The sequence below is a fragment of the Rhizobium sp. M10 genome (genome assembly GCF_002531955.1).
GTDB lineage: Bacteria > Pseudomonadota > Alphaproteobacteria > Rhizobiales > Rhizobiaceae > Rhizobium > Rhizobium etli_C.
The window spans coordinates 1-23,736 of the sequence record NZ_NWTA01000004.1; the positions used below are offsets into that span (position 1 = coordinate 1).

At 63.1% G+C, this 23,736-nt stretch carries 19 protein-coding genes; 11 read left to right on the forward strand and 8 right to left on the reverse strand.

Annotated elements, in window-relative coordinates; genetic code table 11:
* Positions 1 to 250: 250 nt before the first annotated feature.
* Positions 251 to 1,288, forward strand: a complete 1,038-nt coding sequence (locus CO671_RS07700) for a polysaccharide deacetylase family protein (RefSeq protein ID WP_097605450.1) — start codon at positions 251 to 253, stop codon at positions 1,286 to 1,288.
* A gap of 5 nt (positions 1,289 to 1,293) precedes the next feature.
* Here the strand turns inward: CO671_RS07700 and pdxH are convergent, their stop codons facing one another.
* Positions 1,294 to 1,914 carry a pyridoxamine 5'-phosphate oxidase gene (gene pdxH, locus CO671_RS07705; RefSeq protein ID WP_097605451.1) on the reverse strand — a complete coding sequence of 207 codons (621 nt, stop codon included), beginning with the start codon at positions 1,912 to 1,914 and terminating at the stop codon, positions 1,294 to 1,296.
* A 65-nt stretch (positions 1,915 to 1,979) separates the two neighbouring features.
* Here pdxH and CO671_RS07710 point away from each other — a divergent pair, with 65 nt between their 5' ends.
* From CO671_RS07710 to CO671_RS07725, 4 genes are all read left to right on the forward strand, one after another.
* A complete protein-coding gene (locus CO671_RS07710) occupies positions 1,980 to 2,438 on the forward strand; it encodes an RT0821/Lpp0805 family surface protein (RefSeq protein ID WP_097605452.1) in 459 nt (152 codons plus the stop codon).
* A gap of 359 nt (positions 2,439 to 2,797) precedes the next feature.
* Positions 2,798 to 3,991: a DnaJ C-terminal domain-containing protein gene (locus tag CO671_RS07715; protein WP_097605724.1), complete on the forward strand. Its 1,194-nt coding sequence runs from the start codon at positions 2,798 to 2,800 to the stop codon at positions 3,989 to 3,991.
* A gap of 121 nt (positions 3,992 to 4,112) precedes the next feature.
* The gene (gene fabI / locus CO671_RS07720; protein WP_097605453.1) at positions 4,113 to 4,931 is read left to right on the forward strand and encodes an enoyl-ACP reductase FabI; all 819 of its coding nucleotides are present in this window, start codon (positions 4,113 to 4,115) and stop codon (positions 4,929 to 4,931) included.
* A 19-nt stretch (positions 4,932 to 4,950) separates the two neighbouring features.
* The gene (locus CO671_RS07725) at positions 4,951 to 5,541 is read left to right on the forward strand and encodes a histidine phosphatase family protein (protein ID WP_097605454.1); all 591 of its coding nucleotides are present in this window, start codon (positions 4,951 to 4,953) and stop codon (positions 5,539 to 5,541) included.
* A 68-nt stretch (positions 5,542 to 5,609) separates the two neighbouring features.
* Here CO671_RS07725 and CO671_RS07730 read toward each other — a convergent pair whose 3' ends face one another.
* The gene (locus CO671_RS07730; protein ID WP_003569889.1) at positions 5,610 to 5,870 is read right to left on the reverse strand and encodes a DUF1344 domain-containing protein; all 261 of its coding nucleotides are present in this window, start codon (positions 5,868 to 5,870) and stop codon (positions 5,610 to 5,612) included.
* 240 nt (positions 5,871 to 6,110) lie between these two features.
* Between CO671_RS07730 and CO671_RS07735 the strand changes: the two genes are divergently transcribed.
* From CO671_RS07735 to ribB, 3 genes are all read left to right on the forward strand, one after another.
* Positions 6,111 to 9,290, forward strand: a complete 3,180-nt coding sequence (locus tag CO671_RS07735; protein ID WP_097605455.1) for an EAL domain-containing protein — start codon at positions 6,111 to 6,113, stop codon at positions 9,288 to 9,290.
* Between the two features lie 162 nt (positions 9,291 to 9,452).
* Positions 9,453 to 10,550, forward strand: coding sequence for a chorismate synthase (gene aroC, locus CO671_RS07740; RefSeq protein ID WP_097605456.1), 1,098 nt, complete (start codon positions 9,453 to 9,455; stop codon positions 10,548 to 10,550).
* An 8-nt stretch (positions 10,551 to 10,558) separates the two neighbouring features.
* On the forward strand, positions 10,559 to 11,662 hold the full coding sequence (gene ribB, locus CO671_RS07745) for a 3,4-dihydroxy-2-butanone-4-phosphate synthase (protein ID WP_097579968.1): 1,104 nt from the start codon (positions 10,559 to 10,561) through the stop codon (positions 11,660 to 11,662).
* Between the two features lie 258 nt (positions 11,663 to 11,920).
* On the opposite strand, the gene CO671_RS07750 is transcribed toward ribB, so the two are convergent.
* Complete coding sequence (locus CO671_RS07750) at positions 11,921 to 13,111, reverse strand: winged helix-turn-helix domain-containing protein (RefSeq protein WP_097605457.1); 1,191 nt, start codon at positions 13,109 to 13,111, stop codon at positions 11,921 to 11,923.
* Positions 13,112 to 13,426: 315 nt separating this feature from the next.
* On the opposite strand from CO671_RS07750, the gene CO671_RS07755 reads away from it, so the two are divergent.
* From CO671_RS07755 to CO671_RS07765, 3 genes are read left to right on the forward strand one after another with little or no spacing between them, the layout of a single operon-like run.
* The gene (locus CO671_RS07755) at positions 13,427 to 14,101 is read left to right on the forward strand and encodes an ABC transporter ATP-binding protein (protein WP_010034209.1); all 675 of its coding nucleotides are present in this window, start codon (positions 13,427 to 13,429) and stop codon (positions 14,099 to 14,101) included.
* Positions 14,101 to 14,709 (forward strand): energy-coupling factor transporter transmembrane protein EcfT, encoded by a 609-nt coding sequence (locus CO671_RS07760; protein WP_010034205.1) that lies wholly within the window; start codon positions 14,101 to 14,103, stop codon positions 14,707 to 14,709. Before CO671_RS07755 ends, CO671_RS07760 begins: the two co-directional genes overlap by 1 nt.
* Positions 14,710 to 14,733: 24 nt before the next feature.
* Positions 14,734 to 15,297, forward strand: a complete 564-nt coding sequence (locus CO671_RS07765) for a biotin transporter BioY (protein WP_097605725.1) — start codon at positions 14,734 to 14,736, stop codon at positions 15,295 to 15,297.
* Positions 15,298 to 15,886: 589 nt separating this feature from the next.
* On the opposite strand, the gene metG is transcribed toward CO671_RS07765, so the two are convergent.
* From metG to CO671_RS07795, 5 genes are all read right to left on the reverse strand, one after another.
* Positions 15,887 to 17,452, reverse strand: a complete 1,566-nt coding sequence (gene metG / locus CO671_RS07775; protein ID WP_097605459.1) for a methionine--tRNA ligase — start codon at positions 17,450 to 17,452, stop codon at positions 15,887 to 15,889.
* Positions 17,453 to 17,855: 403 nt separating this feature from the next.
* Complete coding sequence (locus CO671_RS07780; RefSeq protein WP_097605460.1) at positions 17,856 to 18,959, reverse strand: helix-turn-helix transcriptional regulator; 1,104 nt, start codon at positions 18,957 to 18,959, stop codon at positions 17,856 to 17,858.
* Positions 18,960 to 19,232: 273 nt separating this feature from the next.
* Entirely contained in the window at positions 19,233 to 20,582 is a 1,350-nt protein-coding gene (locus CO671_RS07785; RefSeq protein WP_097605461.1) for an SLC13 family permease, read from the reverse strand.
* 92 nt (positions 20,583 to 20,674) lie between these two features.
* Positions 20,675 to 22,189: a malonyl-CoA synthase gene (locus CO671_RS07790; RefSeq protein ID WP_097605462.1), complete on the reverse strand. Its 1,515-nt coding sequence runs from the start codon at positions 22,187 to 22,189 to the stop codon at positions 20,675 to 20,677.
* Positions 22,186 to 23,610, reverse strand: coding sequence for a malonyl-CoA decarboxylase (locus CO671_RS07795; RefSeq protein WP_097605463.1), 1,425 nt, complete (start codon positions 23,608 to 23,610; stop codon positions 22,186 to 22,188). Before CO671_RS07795 ends, CO671_RS07790 begins: the two co-directional genes overlap by 4 nt.
* Positions 23,611 to 23,736: the final 126 nt, after the last annotated feature.

Consider the following 23,736-nt stretch of genomic DNA (forward strand, 5'->3'; position numbering starts at 1 on the left):
CAGGGCAGAGGCGATTGGCGATGGGCATACCCCTTGGTACGTCCGAGCCGATCGCCTCTGATCCTGGCGCAAAGATGCCCGGCCCTTCGGGTTGGCTGAACGGGCCGGCTGATCGACCGGCCGGCTTGGCCGTAGAGCTGGGCTACGACGCGCGCCGGCCGGTCGACCATCCGACTCCGTTTGAGCCAACAGAATGCTTCAATCTAACCAGGAAAGGCTCTAGTCTGCCGCAAAAGGCAATGGGCGGCGCATGACGGGACAATTGAAGCGACTGGCAAAACGCGCGGCGATCGGCGCCGGGCTCGAGGCATCCTGGTTGATCGCCGCGGCCGGGCTGATGCGGCAGGCGCGCGGGCGCGGCGTCATCTTCACGCTGCATCACGTCCGCCCGCACGTCGCCCAATCCTTCGCGCCGAACGCACATCTCGAAATCACGCCTGACTTTCTCGACGCGGCGCTCAGGCGGCTCAAGCGGGAGGGCTATCGCTTCGTCCCGCTCGACGAGCTGCCGGCGCTGTTGGCCGAGCCCGAGGGCGGCAGGCCGTTTGCGGCCTTTACGCTCGACGACGGCTACACCAACAATCTGGAGCATGCGCTGCCGGTGTTCGAGCGGCATCGGACGCCGTTCACGGTGTTCGTCACCAAGGGCTTTGCCGAGGGCTCCCACAGCATCTGGTGGGAGACGCTCGCCGTTCTCCTGCGTCAGGCAGGCGAAATCCGCTTCGATTTCGGCCGCGGCAGCGAGCGGCTGGCGCTCGAGAACCCGCAACAGCAATGGGACGCCTTCGACCGCTTCGCGGCCTATATCCACCGCTCCGACGAGGCGCGCGCCGTTGCCGCCCTCGATATGCTGGCGCGGGACAACGGCATCGAGCCGACCGATATCGTGCGCGAGCTGGTGATGGGGCCGGCGCAACTGCAATGGCTCGCGCAGCACCCGCTCGCCGCACTCGGCGCTCATACGATCAGCCATCGGGCACTCGCCCGCCTGCCGGAAGCCGAGGCGCGAATCGAGATGGAAGTTTCGGGCGATTACCTCGAGGCGGTGACCGGCATCCGTCCCGTCACGATCGCCTATCCCTACGGCACGCCGGAGGCAGCGACCGGCCGCGAGGCGGCGCTTGCCGGCCGGCTCGGCTTTTCGGTCGCGGTCACCACCCAGCCGGGACTGCCGGCGGCGGGAAAAACCGGTTGTCTCCCGCGCATGTCGCTGAACGGCTTCTACCAGAAGCGACGCTACGTCTCGGCGCTTGCCTCCGGCATTCCGCTGCGGCTGATGCGCAGGTAAGCCGATCACGGATACATCCGCACCTTTTCCCACGCTCCGACCGGCATGGGCCGGCGGAATTCGATGCGGTCATGCAGGCGGAATGCCTGATCCTTCCAGAATTCGATCGAGGTCGGCCGGATGCGGAAGCCAGACCAGTGGGCTGGGCGGGGAATGTCGCCGAGGGCATAACGGGCGGTATATTCGGCCACCGCCTTCTCCAGCGCGAAACGACTTTCGAGCGGGCGGGACTGCCTTGAGGCCCAGGCGCCGATGCGGCTGCCGCGCGCCCGCGTCTTGAAATAGGCGTCGGCTTCGGCGTCGCTCACGATCTCGACAGGGCCGCGCAGCCGCACCTGGCGGCGCAGGCTTTTCCAGTGGAAACACATGGCGGCTTTCCTCTGCCCCAAGATTTCGAGACCTTTCCGGCTCTCGAAATTGGTGTAGAAGACGAAACCGTCATCATCGAATCCCTTCAGGAGAACCATGCGGACATTGGGAAGGCCATCTTCATCGACCGTTGCCAGTGCCACGGCATTCGGGTCGTTCGGTTCCGAGGCCTCCGCCTCCTTCAGCCACTCGGCAAAGAGCTTGAAGGGTTCGCCACTTTCGGTAAAGTCACCGCTTGTTAACTCGTTTGCCGACATATTGGTTCAAATGCCCCGGATTGTTCAAAATTCGCCCAGCTTTTCATAACTGGACAGGATGCAGGGTGGAAGTCATAGCAAAGTCATATCGCCATACAAAGGGTCTGCGGCAACGCAGCAGCGCCTTCCTGGTCATCGGCGCCGCAATGCTGTCGCTTTCCGGTTGCGTTGGCGGCGGCATGGATTTCTTGAGCGAAGCCAAGGTCGACCGGTCGGTGGCAACAGGCACGGTGCCACAGCCGCCGCCGAGCACCGACACGCTCTCTGACGAGATGACGGTGCGCAACGCCGTGACGTCGGCCGATGTGAACAGGCTCGAAGGCCAGCCGCTTCCCTGGGCGAATGCATCGACCGGCAGCGCCGGCGTCATCGATACGATCGTCGAAAACAATGAGGCGGGCCAGGTCTGCCGACAGTTCCGCACTACCCGGCACTCCTATGTCGGCATCGCCAAATTCTACGGCAAGACCTGCCTCGTCGGCGGCGGCAACTGGCAGCTTCTGAGCTTCCAGCCGGAGAGCTGATCCGGCGGGAAAGCTAATCCGGCGGGAAAGCTGATCCCTCGCGGGGAATTGATCCGGCGGGGATTATCCCCGCGGGGAATCGATCCCCGGGGGGACAACCGATTCGGCGCGGACAGGTTAACGGCCGGCGGCTTTGCGGCGAATGCTTAGCAAAGAGCTAACCATTTGCGGCGAAACACTCCGCATCCCTCCACAGAAATAAGAAGTGATTAGCAACTCGGCCGCACGATCGGCGTTGAGAGTGGCTCCCCCTGCCTTTGCGGCCGGTGGCGCCTCACGGCGTTGATATTGGACTTTGATATTGGGCGGGGATGCCGGGCAAGGACAGGCGCCCGCATCGCAACACCGGCGGTTTTGACATGCGCGATCCTTACAAAATTCTGGGCGTCAAGCGCGACGCGGCGGCGGACGAGATCAAGGCGGCCTGGCGCAACATGGCCAAGGCCGCGCATCCCGACCACAATCAGGATGATCCGACGGCGACGGCCCGATTCGCCGAGATCGGCCGCGCCTATGAAACGCTGAAGGATCCGCGCAAACGCAGCCTGTTCGACAATGCCGTACGCATGGCGGAAGCCAAGAAGCATGAACAGACGATCATGCAGCAGCGCCAGGCCGCGCGCGAGGCTGCAGCCCGCGCCAAGGCGGCCCAGGCCAATGCCGAGCGGGTGATGGAAGAGCTTGCCCGGGCTGCCCAGAACGCCGCGGCCGAAGGCTCCAGGCAGCAGGCGGCCGCCGGCGAAGGCGCCGAGGAGATGGCGGAGCGCATTTTCGGCGCGCAGGCCCGCGCTGCGGCCGGCGGCCAGGCGCAGGGTCGCGCCCAGCACGCCCAGAATCAGCAAACCCAATATCAGCAGACCCACAATCAGCAGACGCAGGGGCAGACACAGGCCGAAGCGGGCAGGCGCGCCGATGGCGACGCCGCCGAAGCCGAGGAGGAAACCGGCGAGGCATCAAACAATGCCGGCGCCAACCTGTCGCTGCCGCTCAGCATTCTGACATCGCTGGTGCGCCGTTTCACCGGCGCCAAGGATACCGGCCTCGAAAAAGCGCCTGACGAGGTGACGACGGCGACGGTGACGATCGACGACGTGCTGAAGAGCGGCTGGATCACCGCAGCGCTGCCGGAGGGTCGCGAAATCGGCTTCGCCTTGCCGGCGGGCACGACGGATGGTCACGAGATCCGGCTCAAGGGACAGGGCTTCAAGCTGCCGGGCATGCAGCGCGGCGACGCCGTCGTCAATATCCGCATCGCCCCCGATCCGCGCTTCACCGTCGACGGTTTCGACCTGCACGCCGTGCTGCCGCTCAGCATCGAAAACGCCGTGCTCGGCACCGAGGCGCGCATCGACGGACCGGCCGGGCCGCTTGATATCACCGTTCCCGCCTGGTCGGGCTCGGACAAGACGATCCGGATTTCCGGCCAGGGATTGCCGCGGGAAGACGGCAGCAGAGGCGATCTCGTCGTCGAATTGCGCATCATCCTGTGGGAAAAACCCGACGACAAGATCACCGATCTCATGCGCAGCATGCGCGAAGGCCTGTTTCTGTGAAATTTTTACGACATTCGCACCCTTTGTTACGATCCCTAACAGTTGATGATCCAGGCCAAGCTTGAACCGATTAACGGCCTATGCCATAGGCAGGATCGATCAGAATCCTAGGGAGCGAAATATGGCTCAAGCATCCGGCCTCATGGCAGGCAAACGCGGCGTCATCATGGGTGTCGCCAACAATCGTTCGATTGCGTGGGGTATTGCCAAGGCCATTCATGCGCAGGGCGGAGAAGTTGCGCTCACCTATCAGGGCGATGCGCTGAAGAAGCGTGTCGAGCCGCTCGCCGCCGAAATCGAAGCGACGCTGGTCGGCCACTGCGACGTCGCCGACGAAGCCACCATCGACGCCGTTTTCGAAAATGTCGAAAAGCTGTGGGGCAAGATCGATTTTCTCGTGCATGCGATCGGCTTTTCCGACAAGGACGAGCTGACCGGCCGCTATATCGACACCTCGCCCGACAATTTCACCAAGACTATGCAGATCTCCGTCTATTCCTTCACCTCGGTCGCACGCCGCGCCGAGAAGCTGATGACGGAAGGCGGCTCGATGCTGACGCTGACCTATTACGGCGCCGAGAAGGTGATGCCGAACTATAACGTCATGGGTGTCGCCAAGGCCGCGCTCGAAGCCAGCGTCAAATATCTCGCCGTCGACCTCGGGCCGCAGAACATCCGCGTCAACGCCGTTTCGGCCGGACCGATCAAGACGCTCGCCGCCTCCGGCATCGGCGATTTCCGCTACATTCTGAAGTGGAACGAATATAACGCCCCGCTGCGGCGCACCGTCACCATCGAAGAAGTCGGCGATGTCGGCCTCTATCTGCTGTCCGACCTGTCGCGCTCCGTCACCGGCGAAGTGCACCACGCCGACAGCGGCTATCATGTCATCGGCATGAAGGCGGTCGACGCGCCGGATATTTCGGTCGTCAAGGACTAATGCCTCCGGAGTCTGGACCGTGCTTATCTATGTGATCAGACACGGTCAGACGGACTGGAATGCCGAGCGCCGCCTGCAGGGTCAGAAAGACATCGCGATGAACGCCACGGGCCTGGAACAGGCCCGGCGAAACGGCATTGCGTTGGCTGAGATTCTCGGCGAGACGGTCGGCGCGTTCGATTTCGTCGCCAGCCCGCTCGGGCGCACGCGCGCGACTATGGAAATCATGCGTGCCGCCATGGGACTGCCGCCGCTTGCCTATCGCACCGATCCCCGGCTGGTGGAGATCTCCTTCGGCGATTGGGAGGGTTCGACGCTCAAGGAGCTGAAGGCGACGCAACGCGAGCGGGTGGCCGAACGCAATGCCTCGAAATGGGATTTCATCCCACCCGGCGACGATGCGGAAAGCTATGAGATCCTCTCCTGGCGCACCGGCGCATGGCTGCGCTCCGTCGACCGCCCAACGGTCTGCGTCACCCATGGCGGCGTCATCCGCACGCTTTTCCAGATGATCGCCGACCTGCCGAAGAGCAGCGCGGCCGAAGGCGGCATTCCGCAGGACCAGATCGTCAGGATCGACACCAATGACCGGACGATCGTCTGGCTGTAGGTCGTCACCGCGTTTCGATCAGAATTGAATGAAAGTGAATTTTATACGCCGATCTCGGCGTTAGGCGCCTATTTGACGATGTCGAGATCGTTGATGACGCGCTTGCCGTCGACTTCGGTGTAGAAGACGATCACTTTGACGCCGGCTTCGAGGCCGTCGAAGTTGAATTCCTCAGGTGCCTGATAGGTCTTGCCGTCGTCGAGCGTCAGCACGAGATTGGCCGTATCGACCTTCTTGATCGTCGCCTCGACATCGGCGCTCTCGGCAAAGCCGCTCATCGGCGACAGGAAACTTGCTGTGGCCAAAAGCGTGGCGACGACGAAACGCATGGCAACAATCCTTTTGAAACGCTGCACGAGAACACTGGCCACAGATAAGCTCCTGAATATGGCGAAAATTGCCCGTAAGGATGGCTTTTCCCGCCCAATTGATGAATAGGATTTTAAATATAATCAAGATGCCGCGTTAACCACGCCTTTCCCACCCTCCCGCAGTTTTCAGCATCGAAAACAGGCAATCGTAAATTAACCCCTGCCTCCTAAAGTTACCGGGAATATGAGGGTCTCATTTTGCTATCCAGGTTCGGCGACGGCAAGCAGTTTCGGCGCGTGTTGAAGAATACCCGCGTCTCGTTTCTGGTTTCGTCGTTCGTCGCCGTCATCGTCACCATGGTCGGCTTCGCCCTCGATCGGGCCAATACTGCCTCTGATGTGCGCGAACTTCATATCCGCACCGAAAGCGAAATGAACCTGTTGCGCGCCCGGGTGGCGGCCGAGATCAACATGGATCTCAGCGTCGTCCGCGATCTCGCCAACCTGACCTCCGTCAACGGCACGGCAAACAAGGCGGAGATGGAGCGCCAGATCAACTGGCTGCTGATCCAGAACCCGGCTTTCGTTCATATCGCCGTCGCGCCCGATTTCATCATCAGCGACATCTATCCGACGCAAGCCGGCAATGAGCGGATCGGCCGCGACGTGCGTGAGGTCCTCTTCTCGCAAAAGGCGATGACGCGCGCAGCCGGCGATCAGTCGGCCCGCTTCTACGGCCCGATCCGGACCGGCGGCCGGGACGTCTTTGCTGTCTTCTTTCCTGTCTTCGTCAAGGAAAACGGCCAGCGGCGCCTCTGGGGCGCGGTGGAGGCGACCATCGACCGGAAGATGTTTTACGAGGCGACCGGGCTGATGCCGGCGCGCGACCGTGAAAACCAGGAGCGCTTTCCCAATCTCGACCACCTTTCGATCGCCGTCCGGGATATCGGCCCGCTGGCCGGGAAAGCCGATCGTCCGGCGCCGTTCTTCGGTTCGGCCGGCACCGACGACAAGGATCCGATCCGCCGCCAGATCAGCTTTGCCGGCGGCAAGTGGGAGCTTTCCGCCGTCCCGAACGACGGCTGGACCGCAATACCGGAAAACCGGACGGAGTTGCGGCTGATCGTCTTTGCCGCCGGCTGCATCATCATCGTCCCGATCTTCCTTGCGACGCTGCTGCTCGGCGAACGCAATCGCAACATCGCCGAGCTGGAGACGCGCGAGGCAAAACTGATGGAAGTGTCGCAGCGCCTCAACCTGGCGCTCGAATCCTCCAATATCGGCATCTGGGAGCTGCAGGACCATTCGACCAGCCTGCTCTGGGATGCGTGCGCCGCCGCCCTGCACGGCAAGCCGGCGGAGGAAGGAAGCCGGCCGCTCGACGAATGGCTGGCGGCGATCCTGCCTGAGGATCGTGAGATCGCCGAAGTGCATTTCTTCAGCTGCAGCATCGCGGGTGCTGCCTGCACGGCGCAGTACCGCATCATGCTCGCCGACGGCGGCATCCGGCATCTGCGCTCAGTCGGGGCGCTCTACAGGGATGCCGGCGGCGCCGGCAAGACGATCGGCATCGTCTGGGACGTGACCGCCGATGCGGAGGCGACCGAGGCGTTGCGCAAGGCCAGGGATGTGAGCGAGGTCAAGAACGCCGAGCTGGAGCTGGCGCTTGAAGAGCTTTCGAGCCGCGAGGGACAGCTCGCCGAGATTTCCAGCCGGCTCGATCTTGCGCTCAATTCCTATCGCTGCGGCATATGGGAGGCGCGGCCCGACCGGGGCGGCTCGATCTGGAACGAGCGAATGCACGAGCTATACGGGCTGGCGCCGCGCAACGGCTTCATGACGGAGGAAATCTGGCTTTCCCGCATCCACCCGGAGGATCGGGGGCTGGCGCTCGAAAGCGCGCGTCACTTCAAGCGAAGCGGCGATACGCATACCCTCGTCTGCCGCGTGATCGTCGACGACGGCTCGGTGCGCTATGTCCGCTCGGTCGGCAAACTCCACCAGACGGCTTCCGGCGAGATGAAGATCATGGGCATTGCCTTCGACGCCACCGAAGACATGCTGATGACGATCCGGCTCAAGGCCGCCAAGGACGAAGCCGTCGCCAAGAATATCGAGCTCGAGCTTGCCAAGGACAGGATCGAGCACAATTCGCTGCATGATCCGCTGACCGCGCTCGCCAACCGCCGCAAGCTCGACATCGCGCTCGAAAACCTGACCCATGACGGGCGCCGGCAGCGGCAGAAATTCTCGATCCTGCACATCGATCTCGACCGCTTCAAGGATATCAACGACACGCTCGGCCATGCGGCCGGCGATGCGATGCTGGTGCATGCCTCGAAGGTGCTCGCCAAGAATGTCCGCGGCAGCGATCTCGTCGCGCGCATCGGCGGCGACGAATTCGTCATCCTCGCCGGCGATGTCGGCGACAAGGAGATGGCCGAGCTTGCGACGCGGATCGTCGAGGAGATGCGTCAGCCGATCGATTTCCAGGGCTTTTCCTGCCGCTGCGGCGTGTCGATCGGCATCGCGCTCGCCAACGGCATCCATATCGATGCGCGCAAGGTGCTGATCAATGCCGACATCGCGCTCTACCGTGCCAAGAGCACCGGCCGCAACCGCTTCGAATTCTTCAATCACAATCTCCAGGCCGATATCATCAACACCAAGCGCACGGCCGACGAGATCCTTGCCGGCATCGACAACGGCGAATTCACCGCCTGGTATCAGCCGCAATTCTCGGCCCGGACGATGGAACTGACCGGCGTCGAAGCGCTGGTGCGCTGGAAACATCCGTCCAAGGGGTGGCTTGCGCCCGACAAGTTCCTGCGCATCGCCGACGAGATCAATGTCGTGCAGACGCTCGACCGGATCGTGCTGGAAACGGCGCTGCGCGACAAGATGCGCTGGACGGCGCTGGGCATTGCCGTTCCCAAGGTTTCCGTCAATGTTTCCGCTCGCCGGCTGCATGACGGCAGCCTGCTGGAATCGCTCGCCGACCTGCATATCCGCCCTGGGGAACTTTCCTTTGAACTGGTGGAATCGATCTTCCTCGACGAGAGCGAGGACGTGGTCTCGCAGAACCTCGAACGCATCAAGGCGCTCGGCATCGATATCGAGATCGACGATTTCGGCACCGGCCATACCTCGATCGTCAGCCTGCTGAAGCTGAAGCCCAAGCGGCTGAAGATCGACCGCCAGCTGGTGCAGCCGATCATCGGCGCGTCGCAGGAGCGGGCGCTGGTCAGCTCGATCATCGACATTGCCCGTTCGCTCGGCGTCGAGACGGTGGCCGAAGGCGTGGAGACGGCAGCGCATGCCGCCCTGCTGCGCGATCTCGACTGCGATATCCTGCAGGGCTACGCCTTCTCGCCGGCGCTCTCCTTCGACGATTTCACCGCCGAGGCGACCGGAACCGGATGGCGGCTGGCTTCGTGACGGCCGTCCTGTTGCCAAGGAGGGAAACAGGATTTCGGCAGCAGCCGGTTTGGCGCAAAGAAAGGCTTTTGCCCCGGCGGCTTTTTGGCCTATGAGTGTCGCGCCTTTTTCAAGCAATGGCGCGGCCGGCGGCGACCGGCCCTGGCGCCACCGTGGGAACACATGTCGCACAATACATTCGGTCACCTCTTCCGCGTAACCACCTGGGGCGAAAGCCATGGTCCGGCGCTCGGCTGCGTCGTCGACGGCTGCCCTCCGGGGCTGCGCTTCAAGCTCGCCGATCTCCAGGTCTGGCTCGACAAGCGCAAGCCGGGCCAATCCCGCTTCGTCACACAGCGGCGCGAGGACGACCTGGTGAAGGTGCTGTCAGGCGTCATGCTGGATGCCGACGGCGAGACGATGACGACGACAGGCACGCCGATCTCGATGCTGATCGAAAACACCGACCAGCGTTCGAAGGATTATGGCGAGATCGCCCGGCAATACCGCCCCGGCCATGCCGACTATACCTATGACCTGAAATACGGCATCCGCGATTATCGCGGCGGCGGCCGCTCCTCGGCGCGCGAAACCGCCGCGCGCGTGGCAGCCGGCGGCATCGCCCGCCTGGTCGTGCCCGGCGTGACCGTGCGCGGCGCGCTGGTGCAGATCGGCAAACACAAGATCGACCGGCGCAACTGGGATTGGGACCAGGTCGGGCAGAACCCGTTCTTCTCCCCCGATGCGTCGATCGTCCCGGTCTGGGAGGAGTATCTCGACGGCATCCGCAAGGCCGGCTCCTCGATCGGCGCGGTCATCGAAGTGATCGCCGAGGGCGTGCCCGCCGGCCTCGGCGCGCCGATCTATGCCAAGCTCGACCAGGACATCGCCTCGCTGCTGATGTCGATCAACGCCGTCAAGGGCGTGGAGATCGGCAACGGTTTTGCCGCCGCCGAAACATCGGGCGAAGACAATGCCGACGAGATGCGCATAGGCAATGACGGCACGCCGATCTTTCTTTCCAACAATGCCGGCGGTATTCTTGGCGGGATCTCGACCGGGCAGCCTGTAGTGGCGCGTTTCGCCGTCAAGCCGACCTCCTCGATCCTGACCGAACGCCAGTCGATCGACGCCGACGGCAAGAATGTCGATGTCCGCACCAAGGGCCGGCACGACCCCTGCGTCGGCATTCGCGCCGTGCCGATCGGCGAGGCGATGGTCGCCTGCGCCATCGCCGATCATTATCTTCGCGACCGCGGCCAGACCGGCCGTCTGAAATAGGAGCGTCCATGTCTTACGATCAGAAACGCGTCGTCGACGCCATCAGGGCCTTCGAGGCCGGCGAAATCGTCGTCGTCATGGACGACGATGACCGCGAGAACGAAGGCGACCTGATCGTCGCCGCCGTGCACACCACGCCGGAAAAAATGGCTTTCATCGTCCGCCACACCTCCGGCATCGTCTGCGCGCCGATGCCGAAGGAAGAGGCCAAGCGCCTCAACCTCAACGCCATGGTGGCGGAAAACGATTCGGCTCATACGACGGCCTTCACCGTCTCGGTCGATTTCAAGCATGGCACGACGACCGGCATCTCGGCCGACGACCGGACGCTGACGGTGCGCAACCTCGCCAATCCGAATGTCGGGGCCGCCGATTTCGTCCGTCCCGGCCATATCTTCCCGCTGGTTTCGCGCGAAGGCGGCGTGCTGATGCGCTCCGGCCATACGGAAGCGGCGGTCGACCTCTGCCGGCTCGCCGGCCTGCCGCCGATCGGCGTCATCTCCGAACTCGTCAACGATGACGGCACCGTCACGCGCGGGCCGCAGGTGGTCGATTTTGCCGAAAAGCACGGGCTGAAGCTCGTCTCCGTCGCCGATCTCATCGCCTATCGCCAGCGCAAGGAAACGCTGGTCGAGCACGGCGCGAGCTTCGACATCGACACGGCCTTCGGCAAGGCCAAGGCCCATACCTATGCCCTGCCCTGGGACCCGATGCAGCATCTCGCCGTCGTCTTCGGCGACATCCGCGACGGCATCGACATCCCGGTGCGCCTGCATCCGGAAAATGTCGCCGAGGACCTGTTCGGCAAGAAGAGCCCGGTCGATTTCTACATGGAGAAGATCGCCGCCGAGGGGCGCGGCGTCATTGTCTATCTGCGTGAGGGCTCCGTCGGCGTCGGCCATTACGACAACGGCCGCAAGGCCCGCAGCCAGGGCCGCGAGGCACATGCCGAAGCGCAGAGCCGCGAAAGCGAATGGCTGGAAATCGGCCTCGGCGCCCAGATCCTCAAGGACCTCGGCGTCAGCTCGATCAAGCTGCTGACCAGCCGCGAACGCCACTATGTCGGCCTGGAAGGTTTCGGCATCAAGATCAGCAAGACGGAGATTTGCTGAGTACTCCCCTTCTCCCCAGCGGGGATCCGAAGGACGGGTCGAGACCCGCGGCTCGACCCCGGTTAGTGGCCCGAAGGGTCGGATGAGGGGGCCGCACGGTACACCGTCCATGCTGCCCTTCGCTTGCGCTCAGCGCATTCGCGGCTTTGCCGCTCACCCCCTCATCTGCCTGCCGGCATCTTCTCCCCGCTGGGGAGAAGGGGCGTCGTGGCAACGCCTCGGTCCCTCGGTAAGCAAGATTATATCGGACGACTTCGCTTACCCTCTCCACCCGTCGAGCAACACCACCTTCTCCACCCCCGCAAACCGCGCCACGCGCTCCAGCTCCGCCTCCAGCCGCTCCAGCCGTCCGGCCGACGGCTTCACCCCCGGCTCCAGCCAGAGCCGCCTGACATCGAGCGTCGATTTCTTCCGGTCCGCCTTCATGTCGATGCGGCCGATCAGCCGGTCGCCTTCGAGGAGCGGGAAGACGTAATAGCCATATTCGCGCTTCGGCTCGGGCACGAAGACTTCGATGCGGTAGAAGAAGCCGAAGAGGCGTTCGGTGCGGTTGCGGTCGCGGATCATCGGGTCGAAGGGGCTGAGCACGCGGATGCGCGGCGGGGCAGCCGGGTAGCTGTCGAGCGTCGAGAGAAAATCGGCAAAGGCCCAGGACGGCCGCGGCTTGGCCCCGAGTGCCGGCTCGATCAGCACTTCGGCCAGTTCGTCGCGATGGGCGGATACCCAGGCCTTGGCTTCGTCAGGCGAGACGAGGTTCCAGAAGGCGGCGATCTCTCCATGGGTGGCGAAGCCGAGGCGGGTGAGCGCACTGCGGCAGGCCCAGTCGATGAATTCCTCGCGGCTTACCTCCGGCTCGCGGAAATGGCCGGGGACGACGCGCTCGGTGAGATCGTAGATCTTCTGGAAGTTCGAGCGGCCGGCGATGGCGAATTTGCCAGTATGCCAGAAATATTCGAGCGCCGTCTTGTTCGGATGCCAGTTCCACCAGCCGCCGGAGACATGGCCATCGGCCTTGACGTCGCGGGCCAGGATCGCGCCGTCGCGCCGGACGCGCTCATAGGTCTCCTCGAAGGCCGCCTCAAAACCCTCGCCGCGCCATTTGCGCCAGCGCTCGATCAAGACCTTTTCCTGGTGGCGGAACTTGTGCTTCCAATAGACGAAGAAAGCGCTCGGCAGGATCGAGGCGTCGTGCGTCCAGTGCTCGAACAGCGCCCGTTCCTGTTCAAGCAGCGCCGTCAGATGCTCGCGCCTATAGGTCTGGTTGCGGGAAAACAGGATCTGATGATGCGCCCGCTCCACCGTCTGGATGCTGTCGACCTGGACGAAACCCAGCTCATGGATGAGCTGCAGCAGGCCTGATTTGGTCAGGGCGCGGTTCGGTGGCGTGCTCAATCCCTGCTTGGCAAGGAAGACACGGCGGGCGTCGGCATTGGAGAGCAGATTCGTCATGGACGCATCATACCGCGGAAAATCTTCCTAGCCACCCGATATCGCTATCGGATGTCGACAGCGAGGTTTGCTCTTTGTAGAAGCACTGCTGTCAGGTTGGCGCCGGTGACCGCGACTGCCCCTCACCCTAACCCTCTCCCCGCTCGCGGGGAGAGGGGACGTGCCAAACGCAGCGTCGAGGTAGAGGGAAACGGTGCGGCATATCCCCTTCTCCCCGCCTGCGGGGAGAAGGTGGCGGCAGCCGGATGAGGGGCTGGTCTCCGCGGAGCTGCCCATTGAAGGCGCTTTCCGGCGTCGCCGATGCGAGGGTTTGGTTTGGATATTCAGTTCGAAGGCGCCGGGGTCAGTTTCGGAACGCGGGTGGCGCTGGCGCCGCTGACGCTCGGCATCAGCGGCAAACGCATCGGCGTCATCGGGCTCAACGGTTCGGGCAAGACGACGTTTGCGCGGCTGATCAACGGGCTGACCAAGCCGACGGTCGGCCGCGTCACCGTCAACGGCCGCGACACGGCCGATGAGAAGGCGGCGGCCCCCGATGTCGGCTTCATCTTCCAGACGCCGCAGAACCAGATCATCCTGCCAATCGTCCGCGACGACATCGCCTTCGGGCTGAAGCGGCACGGGCTCAGCAAGGCGGAGATCGAGGCGAAGGTCGCGGGCATTCTCGCCCGTTTCGGCGCCGAAGCGCTCGCCGATCGCCGGGCGCACGAGCTGTCCGGCGGCGAGCTGCAGGTGGCGGCCCTCTGCTCGGTGCTGGTGACCGGGCCCGGCATTCTCATCCTCGACGAGCCGACCAACCAGCTCGATCTGAAGAACCGGGCGCTGGTCGAGCGGATTATCGCCGGGTTGCCGGAAAGCGCCATCGTCATCACCCATGATCTGGAGCTGATCGCCGGTTTCGAACGGGTGCTGCTGTTTCACGAAGGGCGGCTGGCCGCCGATGCGCCGGCGACTGAAGCGATCGCCCGCTACAGGGAGATCGCCGCCTGATGCAGTCGCTTTATGTCGAAGGCAACAGCCCGATGCACCGGCTTTCCCCGCGGGTCAAGCTGGTATCGCTTGCGGTCTTCGGCGTCGTCCTGTTCGTCAGCCAGAATATCGCCCTGCTTTCCGGCTTCGTGCTGCTGACGGCGGTTGTCTACCGCACGACCGGCCTGCCGCTCGGCGAGGGGCTGCGGCGGCTGCGGCCGGTCTTCCTGACGATCGCGGTCGTGGCGCTCTTCAACCTGCTCTTCAACCCCTGGCAGGCAGCACTCGTGCCGGTGCTGCGGCTGACGGCGCTGATGCTGCTTGCCGCCGCCGTGACGGCGACGACGTCGATCGCCGCCTTCATCGACGAGGTGACGGCGCTCGCCCGCCCGCTCGAACGCACCGGCTTCGTGCAGGCCGACGATATCGGCTTGGCGCTGGGGCTGGTGCTGCGCTTCGTGCCCGAGATTGTCGGCCGTTACCGGGCGATCCGCGAGGCCCACAAGGCGCGCGGGCTGAAGGTCCGGCCGACGAGCCTGCTGGCGCCGCTGATCATCCTGACGCTCAGGGATGCGGATAATGTCGCCGCCGCGATTGACGCGCGCCGCATTCGACGGCATGGAAGTTAACCAATTTTAACCACGGAGTTCATGATGAGCACCCGCGACCTCGTCCTTACCGCCCTCTTTGCCGCGATCATCGTGGCGCTCGGCCTGCTGCCGCCGATCTCGCTCGGCTTCATCCCGGTGCCGATCACCGCCCAATCGCTCGGCGTCATGATGGCCGGTGTCGTGCTCGGCGCCCGGCGCGGCGCGATTGCCGTGCTGATCGTGCTGCTGCTCGTCGCCATCGGCCTGCCGGTGCTTTCCGGCGGCCGCGGCGGCCTTGCCATCTTCGCCTCGCCGACAGCAGGCTTCCTCGTCGGCTGGATCTTCGGCGCCTTCGTCACCGGTTATCTCAGCGAGCGCCTGGTCAATCACGGCCAATCCGGCCTGGTGCAGACGGTGAGCTTCTTCCTCGCCGCCATGGCCGGCGGGATCGTCGTGCTCTATGCGTTCGGCATCGCCTATCTCGCGACCGGCGCCGGTCTCGGCTTCACCAAGGCCTTCGTCGGGTCGATGGCCTTCATTCCGGGCGACGTCATCAAGGCTTTCGTCGCCGCTCTGCTCGGCCGGGCCGTCATGGTCGGCTATCCCCTGCTGCCGGCGCGCGCGTAAGGCGCCTCGATCGCAAATACATGCAGTGGCCGTCTTCACCCGAAGGCGGCCATTTGCGTTTGCGGCACACCAAGACCCGCTTGCCTGCGGCGCAGGCTTTGCGTCTCGATGCTGATGGATTGAGGAAGGAAGGCTTGTTGCGAGCAAGGTAAAGCTTGGAATACAGGCAACAAAAAACCGCCTTGAGGCGGTCGGGCATTCTATCGATTTCAGTTTGATTTAGTCTCCTCCACCTCCGTCGCCGCCGCCGTCACAGCCGCCGTCGTCCGAGGCGTCGAACCAGCCTCCCCCGCCATCGCCGGAGCTTTTTGACCTGCGCCTGCCACTCGCAAATATCAGGACAAAAACCAGGGCGAAACATGCGAAGAGCATGGCATCCGGAAAAAATGAATCCAATCGGTCTCCTTTCATTTGCTTCAGGAAATCTTGTTTCCTGATAGAAACTGTAGACTATTTCCCGATTTCCGCAATAGCTTTAATATGAAGCTTTTATGACATCCGGGATCGCGTCAAAACGCCCTGTCTTGTCCCCGCCACCCCGACTCCGCGCTGCTGCCACTGCAGCGCAGAGTATCACGCCCTGGGGTGTTCAAGCTGCCGCTCTTTGCGGAAAGAGCACGGCTTGCGGGGCAGCCTTGACACCAGCCACGATCAGGGGATCCCGATAAAGCCGAGGAGACGGTATTCCCAGCCTGGAATGCAGCGTTGCGGCCGAGCCTGGCAGGAACGGGAGGAGGCAGCGGGCAACGGTCGCAAGGCCGTAGATCTGCTCGGCCAGGCAAGCGCCAAGACGTTCGGTGGTCGCTTTGCGATCCTCCGAAGCGGGATCGGCAAGCAGCGTTTTCGCATCCGCCCATGGTGCACCTTTTGTAAACCGCCGGTTCGCCTCACCGACAAACTCGAAAATATCAGCGAGGCCGACATGGAGTTCGTAGGTATCGAAGGCCCGCGCCACCTTCCCCGGAAGGCGGTGAGCTTCCAGCACGAACTCGTTCTCCGGCACCGGCGGTACAATGCCGCCGAACGACTGATATAAAAGGGCAAGCACCCGGTTGGCGAGATTGCCGAGCTGGCCTGCGAGCTCTCCCGACCATGCGGCTTCGAGACGCTCGCCCGAGAAGTCGCCATCGTCTCCCGAGCGTATGTGCCGGAGCAGGTAATATCGCAGCGCGTCCGGCGTTCCGTAGGCGTCGATGATGCTTTCCGGGTCGATGCCATTGCCGGCCGACTTCCCGATTTTCCTGCCATCCACCGTGACGTAGCCGTGCACGAGGATCGACGACGGCGGCGGCAGGCCGGCGGACAGCAGGATGGCCGGCCAGTAGATGGCGTGGAACTTGGAGATGCCCTTGCCGACGATATGGATGCGTTCTCCGCCATTCCAATAACGCTGCAGAAGCGTCTGATCGGATCCGTGCCCCAGGCCCGTGAGATAGTTCGCAAGGGCGTCGAACCAGACATAGACAACGTCATCCGCATCGGGACCACCCCCATCGGGGACCGGAACGCCCCAGCCTCTCGCCCGTTCTGCGCTGCGCGACACGCTGATGTCGGTCAGGCCACGGCGCACCAGGGCAAGCATTTCGTTGCGCCGATGGGCTGGAACGATGCGAAGCGCCCCGGTCTCGACGAGTTCGAGGAGCCTGCCGCCGTATCGGGAGAGACGGAAGAACCAGTTCTCCTCACGGACGATCTCAAGAGCGATACCATGTTCCGGGCAGCGCCCGTCATCGAGTTCCGATGACTCGTAAAATTGCTCGCAGCTGACGCAATAGAGGCCCTCATAGGCCTTGCGATAGAGGTCGCCTTTTTCAGCGCAGGCCCGCCATAAGGCGTGGACACAGGCGACATGCCTTGGATCGCGGGAGGTGCGGACGAATTCCTGGTTGGAGATATCGAGCCGGCCGCCAAGACGCTCGAACCTGTCGGCGTTGGCATTGACGAAGTCCCTCACCTGTAGTCCCGCGGCTTCCGCGACCCTGACATTCTTCAGGCTGTTGTCATCGGTCCCGCATTGGAACCTGACGTCATGACCGAGAAGTCTGAGATGACGGGTATAGGCATCGGCCTGGACGAGTTCGAGGGCAAAGCCCACATGCGGCGCGGCATTCACATAAGGGATGGAGGTGGTGATATAGATGTCGGTCTTGTTCATCGGTGTTTCCTTTCGAAGGCTGTTATTGCCGGCGAGACGGATCGACCCATGAAAAAACCGCCTCGAGGGCGGTTGCTGGTGCATATGGACGCACGAAACCCGCCACGCTATGAGCGCGGCACCATCATCACGAAAGTGCTGATCACGTTGTTGTCCATACCATTTTTCTAGCATCAAGGGTGGTTTCGGACAAGCGCGCTGTTTGAGCCGGGACACTTTGCCATCCGCCCGTCGAGCGCCCGCCTTGGCGGAGCCTATTCAACGAATGGCGAACCGGCGGATCGGCATTCCTTCGTGAACCATTCCGTAAAACGGCGCACGGGACCTGAACAATGGAAGCGGTTCGGAATATTGAGCCAGGCGACCCACACGCGCATGAAGACCGGGCTTGCGCCTCCAGAATTCACCGCATCAGCAGCGACACCAGGCCGACCCGAGAATTGACCCCGAGTTTGGCATAGATGTTTCTCAGGTGGGTTCTGACGGTTTCGTAGCTGATATCATCGGCCATCGCCACTTCCCTCGGCGAATGGCCCGATGCGATGCTCGAGGCGATGCGGATTTCCGTCGCGGTCAGCTTGTAAAGCTGCATCAGCAAATCGCGCCGCTCATTGAGCGGCGTCGCCACGATCGGCTCGACGATCACCGCCACGGTCGGCCCCTCCAGAAACTGCGTGAACGCATCGGAGTGCAGCCGGACGAGGGTGATGCGGTAATTATCCTGGTTGCCGCCCTTGACGATCGCGGTGTGCGGTTTGGTCTGCACGCCGTTTCTGGAGGTCAGGAATTCGAGAACCGCAGCCGTCTTCTCGCATTGAAGCGCGAGCGTGCCGTCGGCGCCGATCCGCACAGGCAAGCCGGCTGCCAGCAAGGCCTCTGCGCTTTTATTCCAGCGACGGGCTTTGCGTTGCTCCGAGACATAGATCAATCCGACGCCGATGCTGTCGAACAGGGTCTGCGTCGCCTGTTCGTGCGGTGCGAAAAGATCGCGCTTGCGAATGAAGTCGAAAGCCCTTCTCAGATGCGGCGCGAGCTGCGTGTAAAGCTTGGCCGCCGCGCTGTTGAGATCGGGGTCCGCCGACGTCGTGCAGGCCGACAGGATGAAGGTGCGGTTTTCCTCGCGAATGATCGAGACGCCGACGCTCGTCTCGCATCCGGTCTGCCGCTTCAGCCAGTCATTATAAAACTCCGATTTGACCAGCTCCTCGCGCGGAACGATCTCGTCGCCGCACAGGCCCTGGCCGACGGGTACGCGATCCAATCTCGGAATCCAGGGATTGACCGAGGCGAAGTGGCTCATGAACTGGTCGATCTCGGACTGCGAAAATCCCGACATGAAGGGAACATGGGCGACGGACGAGGTCAGGTCGTGATAGTGAAGCGCCGCCTTGCCGCCCGGCGACGTCTGCGCAAGGCGGTCCAGGAAATCCTGCCAGCTGCACTCTCCGAACAGACTTCCATAAATCATATCCGTCAGAAGAGATGAGACGTCAGTCGATTGAATCATGAGTGATTTTCAACCTGAACGAATGAAAGCATCTTTGAATATTGAATAGTGTTGTCTTCGCAAAAGCAACGGAATTCGCACGTGCAATATCGGACACTCCGGAGTGACCGGGAAATACTACAACCACAGCATGTTATAGCTTCTCGGCACTAGATTTCCGGTCGACGCCCTCGATCCGGGGGAGCGTGCAACTCTGAATACGCCACGGCGTGGATGCCTTGACCGCCGCGGGCAATGCCCCGCGGCGGAAGCGACAGCCTCGCCGAACTTTCGTCAAACCAGCCCCGGCACGACGAACACCAGCCAGGCGACGATCGGGCCGATGATGGCGATCAGCGCGCTATAGACCAGCAACTGCTTGAGGACCTGCTCGCGCCGGTCATCCGGCGCATTGGCGACCACGAGCGCACCATTGGTGGAAAATGGGCTGGTATCGACGATCGTCGTCGAGATCGCGATGGCGGCGACGACGCCGATGGCGCTGACATGTCCCTGCATGAGGAACGGGACGGCCAGCGGGATGATGGCGCCGAGCAGCGCGGTCGAGGATGCGAAGGCCGAAACGATGGCGCCGGTAAAGCAAAGCAGGAGCGCCACCAGCAGCGGCATGCCGAGGCTGGATATGCCGTTTGCCACGTAGTCGACCGTACCGGCCTTCTCCATGACGCCGACATAGGTGATGATGCCTGATATCAGCAGCACGGTCGACCAGCTGACCTTGTCGATCGCCGCCTTCTGGGTTTTCGGCGACAAGAGCGCGAGGGCGACGGCGACGGTCATGGCGACGAGGCCGACATTGAACTTGAAAACCAACGCGCCGATGCCGAGCGCGATCAGGCCGACCAGCGTCGTCATTCGCTCATTGTTCAGACGCAGCGTCGCAGCAGTATCGGCCGCCGTGCCGTAGGCATGCTCCCGGATCGGTTTTGCCGGCGTGCCGCCGTGACCTCTGATCGACGCCGACACGCCCTCGGGGTGCAGTTCGGGCAAGGGGCCAAGGGATGCTGCGGGCACTTGCTTCATGACCTTTGCACCGCCGAAAACGAAGAAGACCAGCACCGCAATCGCCAGATTGAAGAAAAAGCTGGAGAGAAACAGCGATGTCGGCGCGAAAGGCAGGCCGGCCTTGGCAACGATCTGGTTGGTGATGCCGCCATAGATGCTGATCGGCGAAAAGCCGCCCGCCTGCGCGCCGTGGATCACCATCAACCCCATCATGACCGGGTGGATGCGGTACTGGATGGCAAAGCTCAGCGCGACCGGCGCGAGGATGGCGACGGCAGCCGGCCCAAGCGCGCCGAAACCGGTAATGACGGCGGCGACGAGGAACATCACCCAGGGGATCAGGCCTATGCGTCCACGCACCAGCCGGACGGCGCATTCGACCAGCCAGTCGATCGTGCCGTTGATCTGCGCGATGGCGAAGAGGTAGGTGACGGCGACGAGCGTCAAAAACAGATCGCTCGGAAAGCCCGCAAAAATATCGGTGGTCTTCATGCCGATGGTCATGGAGCCGAGCACGAAGGCGCCGGCGAAAGCGAGCGCGCCCATATTGATCGGCTGGATCGTCGCAACGACGAACATGGCGACGAGCATGCCTATGGCCAGTATTTCAATACCCATGATTCCCCTCCCTCCGACGCCTCCAGCGCCGTGGTTGCTGTTTGCAAGATTGATGCAGAGGCCGCCGACCCTCCTCCCAGAGGGCGGTCGCCTTACGTCCTGGTGTAAAGATCGGCGTATTGCTGCCGCAGGATGTTCTTCTGAACCTTGCCCATCGTGTTGCGCGGCAGGTCCTCGGCGAAGATGATGCGTTTGGGCTGTTTGTAGCGCGCCAGACGATCCTGGAGGGCGCTGACAATGGTCTTTTCATCCAGCACGGCGCCGGGCTTGCGCACCACGACGGCCGTGACGCCCTCTCCGAAATCCGGATGCGGCACGCCGATCACGGCGCTCTCGACCACACCGTCGATCTGGTCGATCTCGCTCTCGACCTCTTTCGGATAGATGTTGTAGCCACCCGAGATCACCAGGTCCTTGCCGCGGCCGACGATGTGGACATAGCCGTCGCTGTCGATCTTGCCAAGATCGCCGCTGATGAAGAACCCGTCGGCGGTGAATTCGGCCGCGGTTTTTTCCGGCATGCGCCAATAGCCCTTGAAGACGTTCGGCCCCTTGATCTCGATCATGCCGGTCTGTTCCGCCGGCAGCACTTGTCCCGTGGCGGGATCGGTGACGCGCACCGTCACACCAGGCAGCGGCAAGCCGACCGTGCCGGCGATGCGTTTGCCGTCATAGGGGTTGGAGGTATTCATATTGGTTTCCGTCATGCCGTAGCGCTCGAGAATCGCGTGACCGGTCCGGGCCTCGAACTCGGTATGGGTTTCTGCAAGCAGCGGCGCCGAGCCCGATATAAAGAGGCGGATGTTGGCTGCCGCCTCTTTGCCGAAGCGCGGGCTTTGCAGGAGGCGCACATAGAAGGTCGGCACACCCATCAGCATTGTTGCCTGCGGCATCAGGGAAACGACCTCGTCGGCGTCGAATTTCGACAGCAGGAACATCGAGGCGCCGGCGAGCAGCGTGACATTGGTGGCGACGAACAGCCCATGCGTATGGAAGATCGGCAGGGCATGGATCAGCCGGTCGCCGGCGGTGACGCGCCAATAGCCCCGCAAGGTCAGGGCGTTCGACAGCAGGTTGCCATGCGTGAGCATCGCCCCCTTGGAGCGTCCCGTCGTTCCCGAGGTGTAGAGGATCGCGGCCAGATCGTCGGCGGCGCGCGAGGCGTCGACAAAGTCGGCCGGCTCGTCGCGCGCAAGATCCAGCAACGAGCCGCTGCCATCGGCGTCGAGCGTTTCGACGATCGCGCCGTGACGCCTGGCGATCGTCTCGACGCCGTCGCGAGCGCCCGAGGCAACCACCACCAGACGCGGCTCGGCGTCGCCGATGAAGTAATCGAGTTCGGCCAGCGTATAGGCGGTGTTGAGCGGCAGGTAGACGGCGCCGCTGCGAACACAGGCGAGATAGAGGATCAATGCCTCGGCGCTTTTGTCCACCTGCACCGCAACCCGGTCGCCGGGGCGGATGCCGAGCGTATCCATCGCGCCGGCAATGCGGCCGGAAAGGGCGAAGGCCTCGTCATAGGTCCATGTGCGGGTGCCATCGATCCGGATGAACGGTGCGTTATCGGGTGCGGCGGCCCGCATGGCGTCGAAAAGATGGTTGCTCACTTTCGCCCTCCTCCAAGCGTGGAATTCATCAGCTGCGCGAATGCTCGAGAACCTTGCTGGCCATTGCCGCCACGGCGGCCTTCGTCGCTCTGGCTGAGCAGGCTTTTGACGGCGGGCGAGGCAATCACTTCGCCGCGCTGCGCTAAGGCCTCGTGGTTGGCCACGATGTCATCGAGCTTATAGAGGTAGTTGACCATCAGACCGTGCGCCTGCTGGAGCGCCTTGGGCGAGCGGTCGCCGAGAAAATTCACCCTTTCGAGCCGGGCGCCATTGCCGAGATGGAAGCGGGCGACGGGATCGACGGGGCGGCCTTCCGGCGTCCGTTCGGTCAGGAAATAGCGGGCCGCCAGCGGCAGCAACACACGCTCCACGTCGGCCGCGCTGCTTTCGCTGCCCGGCCAGTTCGGATCGTCGAGCAAGCTCAGCGTTCCCAGGGCTGCTTCGGATAAGGGCCGATCGCCGGTCGCGGCGCGCATCCTGGCAAGCCAACGGGCAAAACCCGGGACGGGCGACAGCGTGACGAAATTCTTCAGGCCGGGCAGGTCCTTGCGCAGATCTTCCACGACCTGCTTGATCAGGAAATTGCCGAACGAGATGCCGCGCAAGCCATCCTGGCAGTTGGAGATCGAATAGAAGACCGCCGTCGTCGCCTCGTCGGCATTGATCTGCTCCCTCCCCTCGTCGAGCACATCCGCGATCGCCTTCGGCACCGATCGGGTGAGCGCCACCTCGACGAAGACCAGCGGCTCGTCGGCCAGCCGCGGGTGGAAAAAGGCAAAGCATCGACGGTCGGCCGGCGCCAGACGACGGCGCAGCTCCTCCCAGCCGGCAATCTCATGCACGGCCTCATATCGGATGATCTTTTCGAGGATATAGGCCGGCGTCGTCCAGTCGATCGGCCGCAGCGTCAGAAAGCCGCGATTGAACCAGGAACCGAACAGATGCGTGAAGTCGGCATCGAGCGCATAACAGGCCTCGGACCGGTCCTTGGAAGCAAGCAGCTGCTGACGCATGCGGACGAGCCTGGCGGTGCCGTTCGGCGCGTGATTCAACCGGCGCAGGAGCTCCTGGCGCCGCGGCTCCGCGGCCTGATGGAGCGCAATGGCCGCAGCAGAGCTTTTGTCGGTGCGGTAATTTTCCATTGCCTGATCGAGCCTCACCGTGTCCGGCCCGAACTTTTCGTGCAGCATATGGAAGAATGTCTGCGCGCCCTCGTCCTCGAGCGCGCCCCAGCGATCGAGAATCTCGGCGGCAAGGGCCATGCCGGATGCTTCACCGCGGCTCGACAACAGCATCTCACAGAGGGTCTCAAGATCGGCTTTGGCGGCGGCCTGCGTATTGCGCGAACCGGAAAACAGGAGCTGGCGTCCGTGATCCGTAATGCTTTGCAGCATGTCGGTGAAGAAAGACGCCTCAGGCATGCCATTCTCCTTCTGAAGGTCGGGCGCTGTTCACGCCGGTGGACACCGCTTCCCCTCGCGGGGCTTCGTCTGTAGTATGTACATTGGCACTCTTCGTACACGACGTCAACGTTTGTGTATACAAGA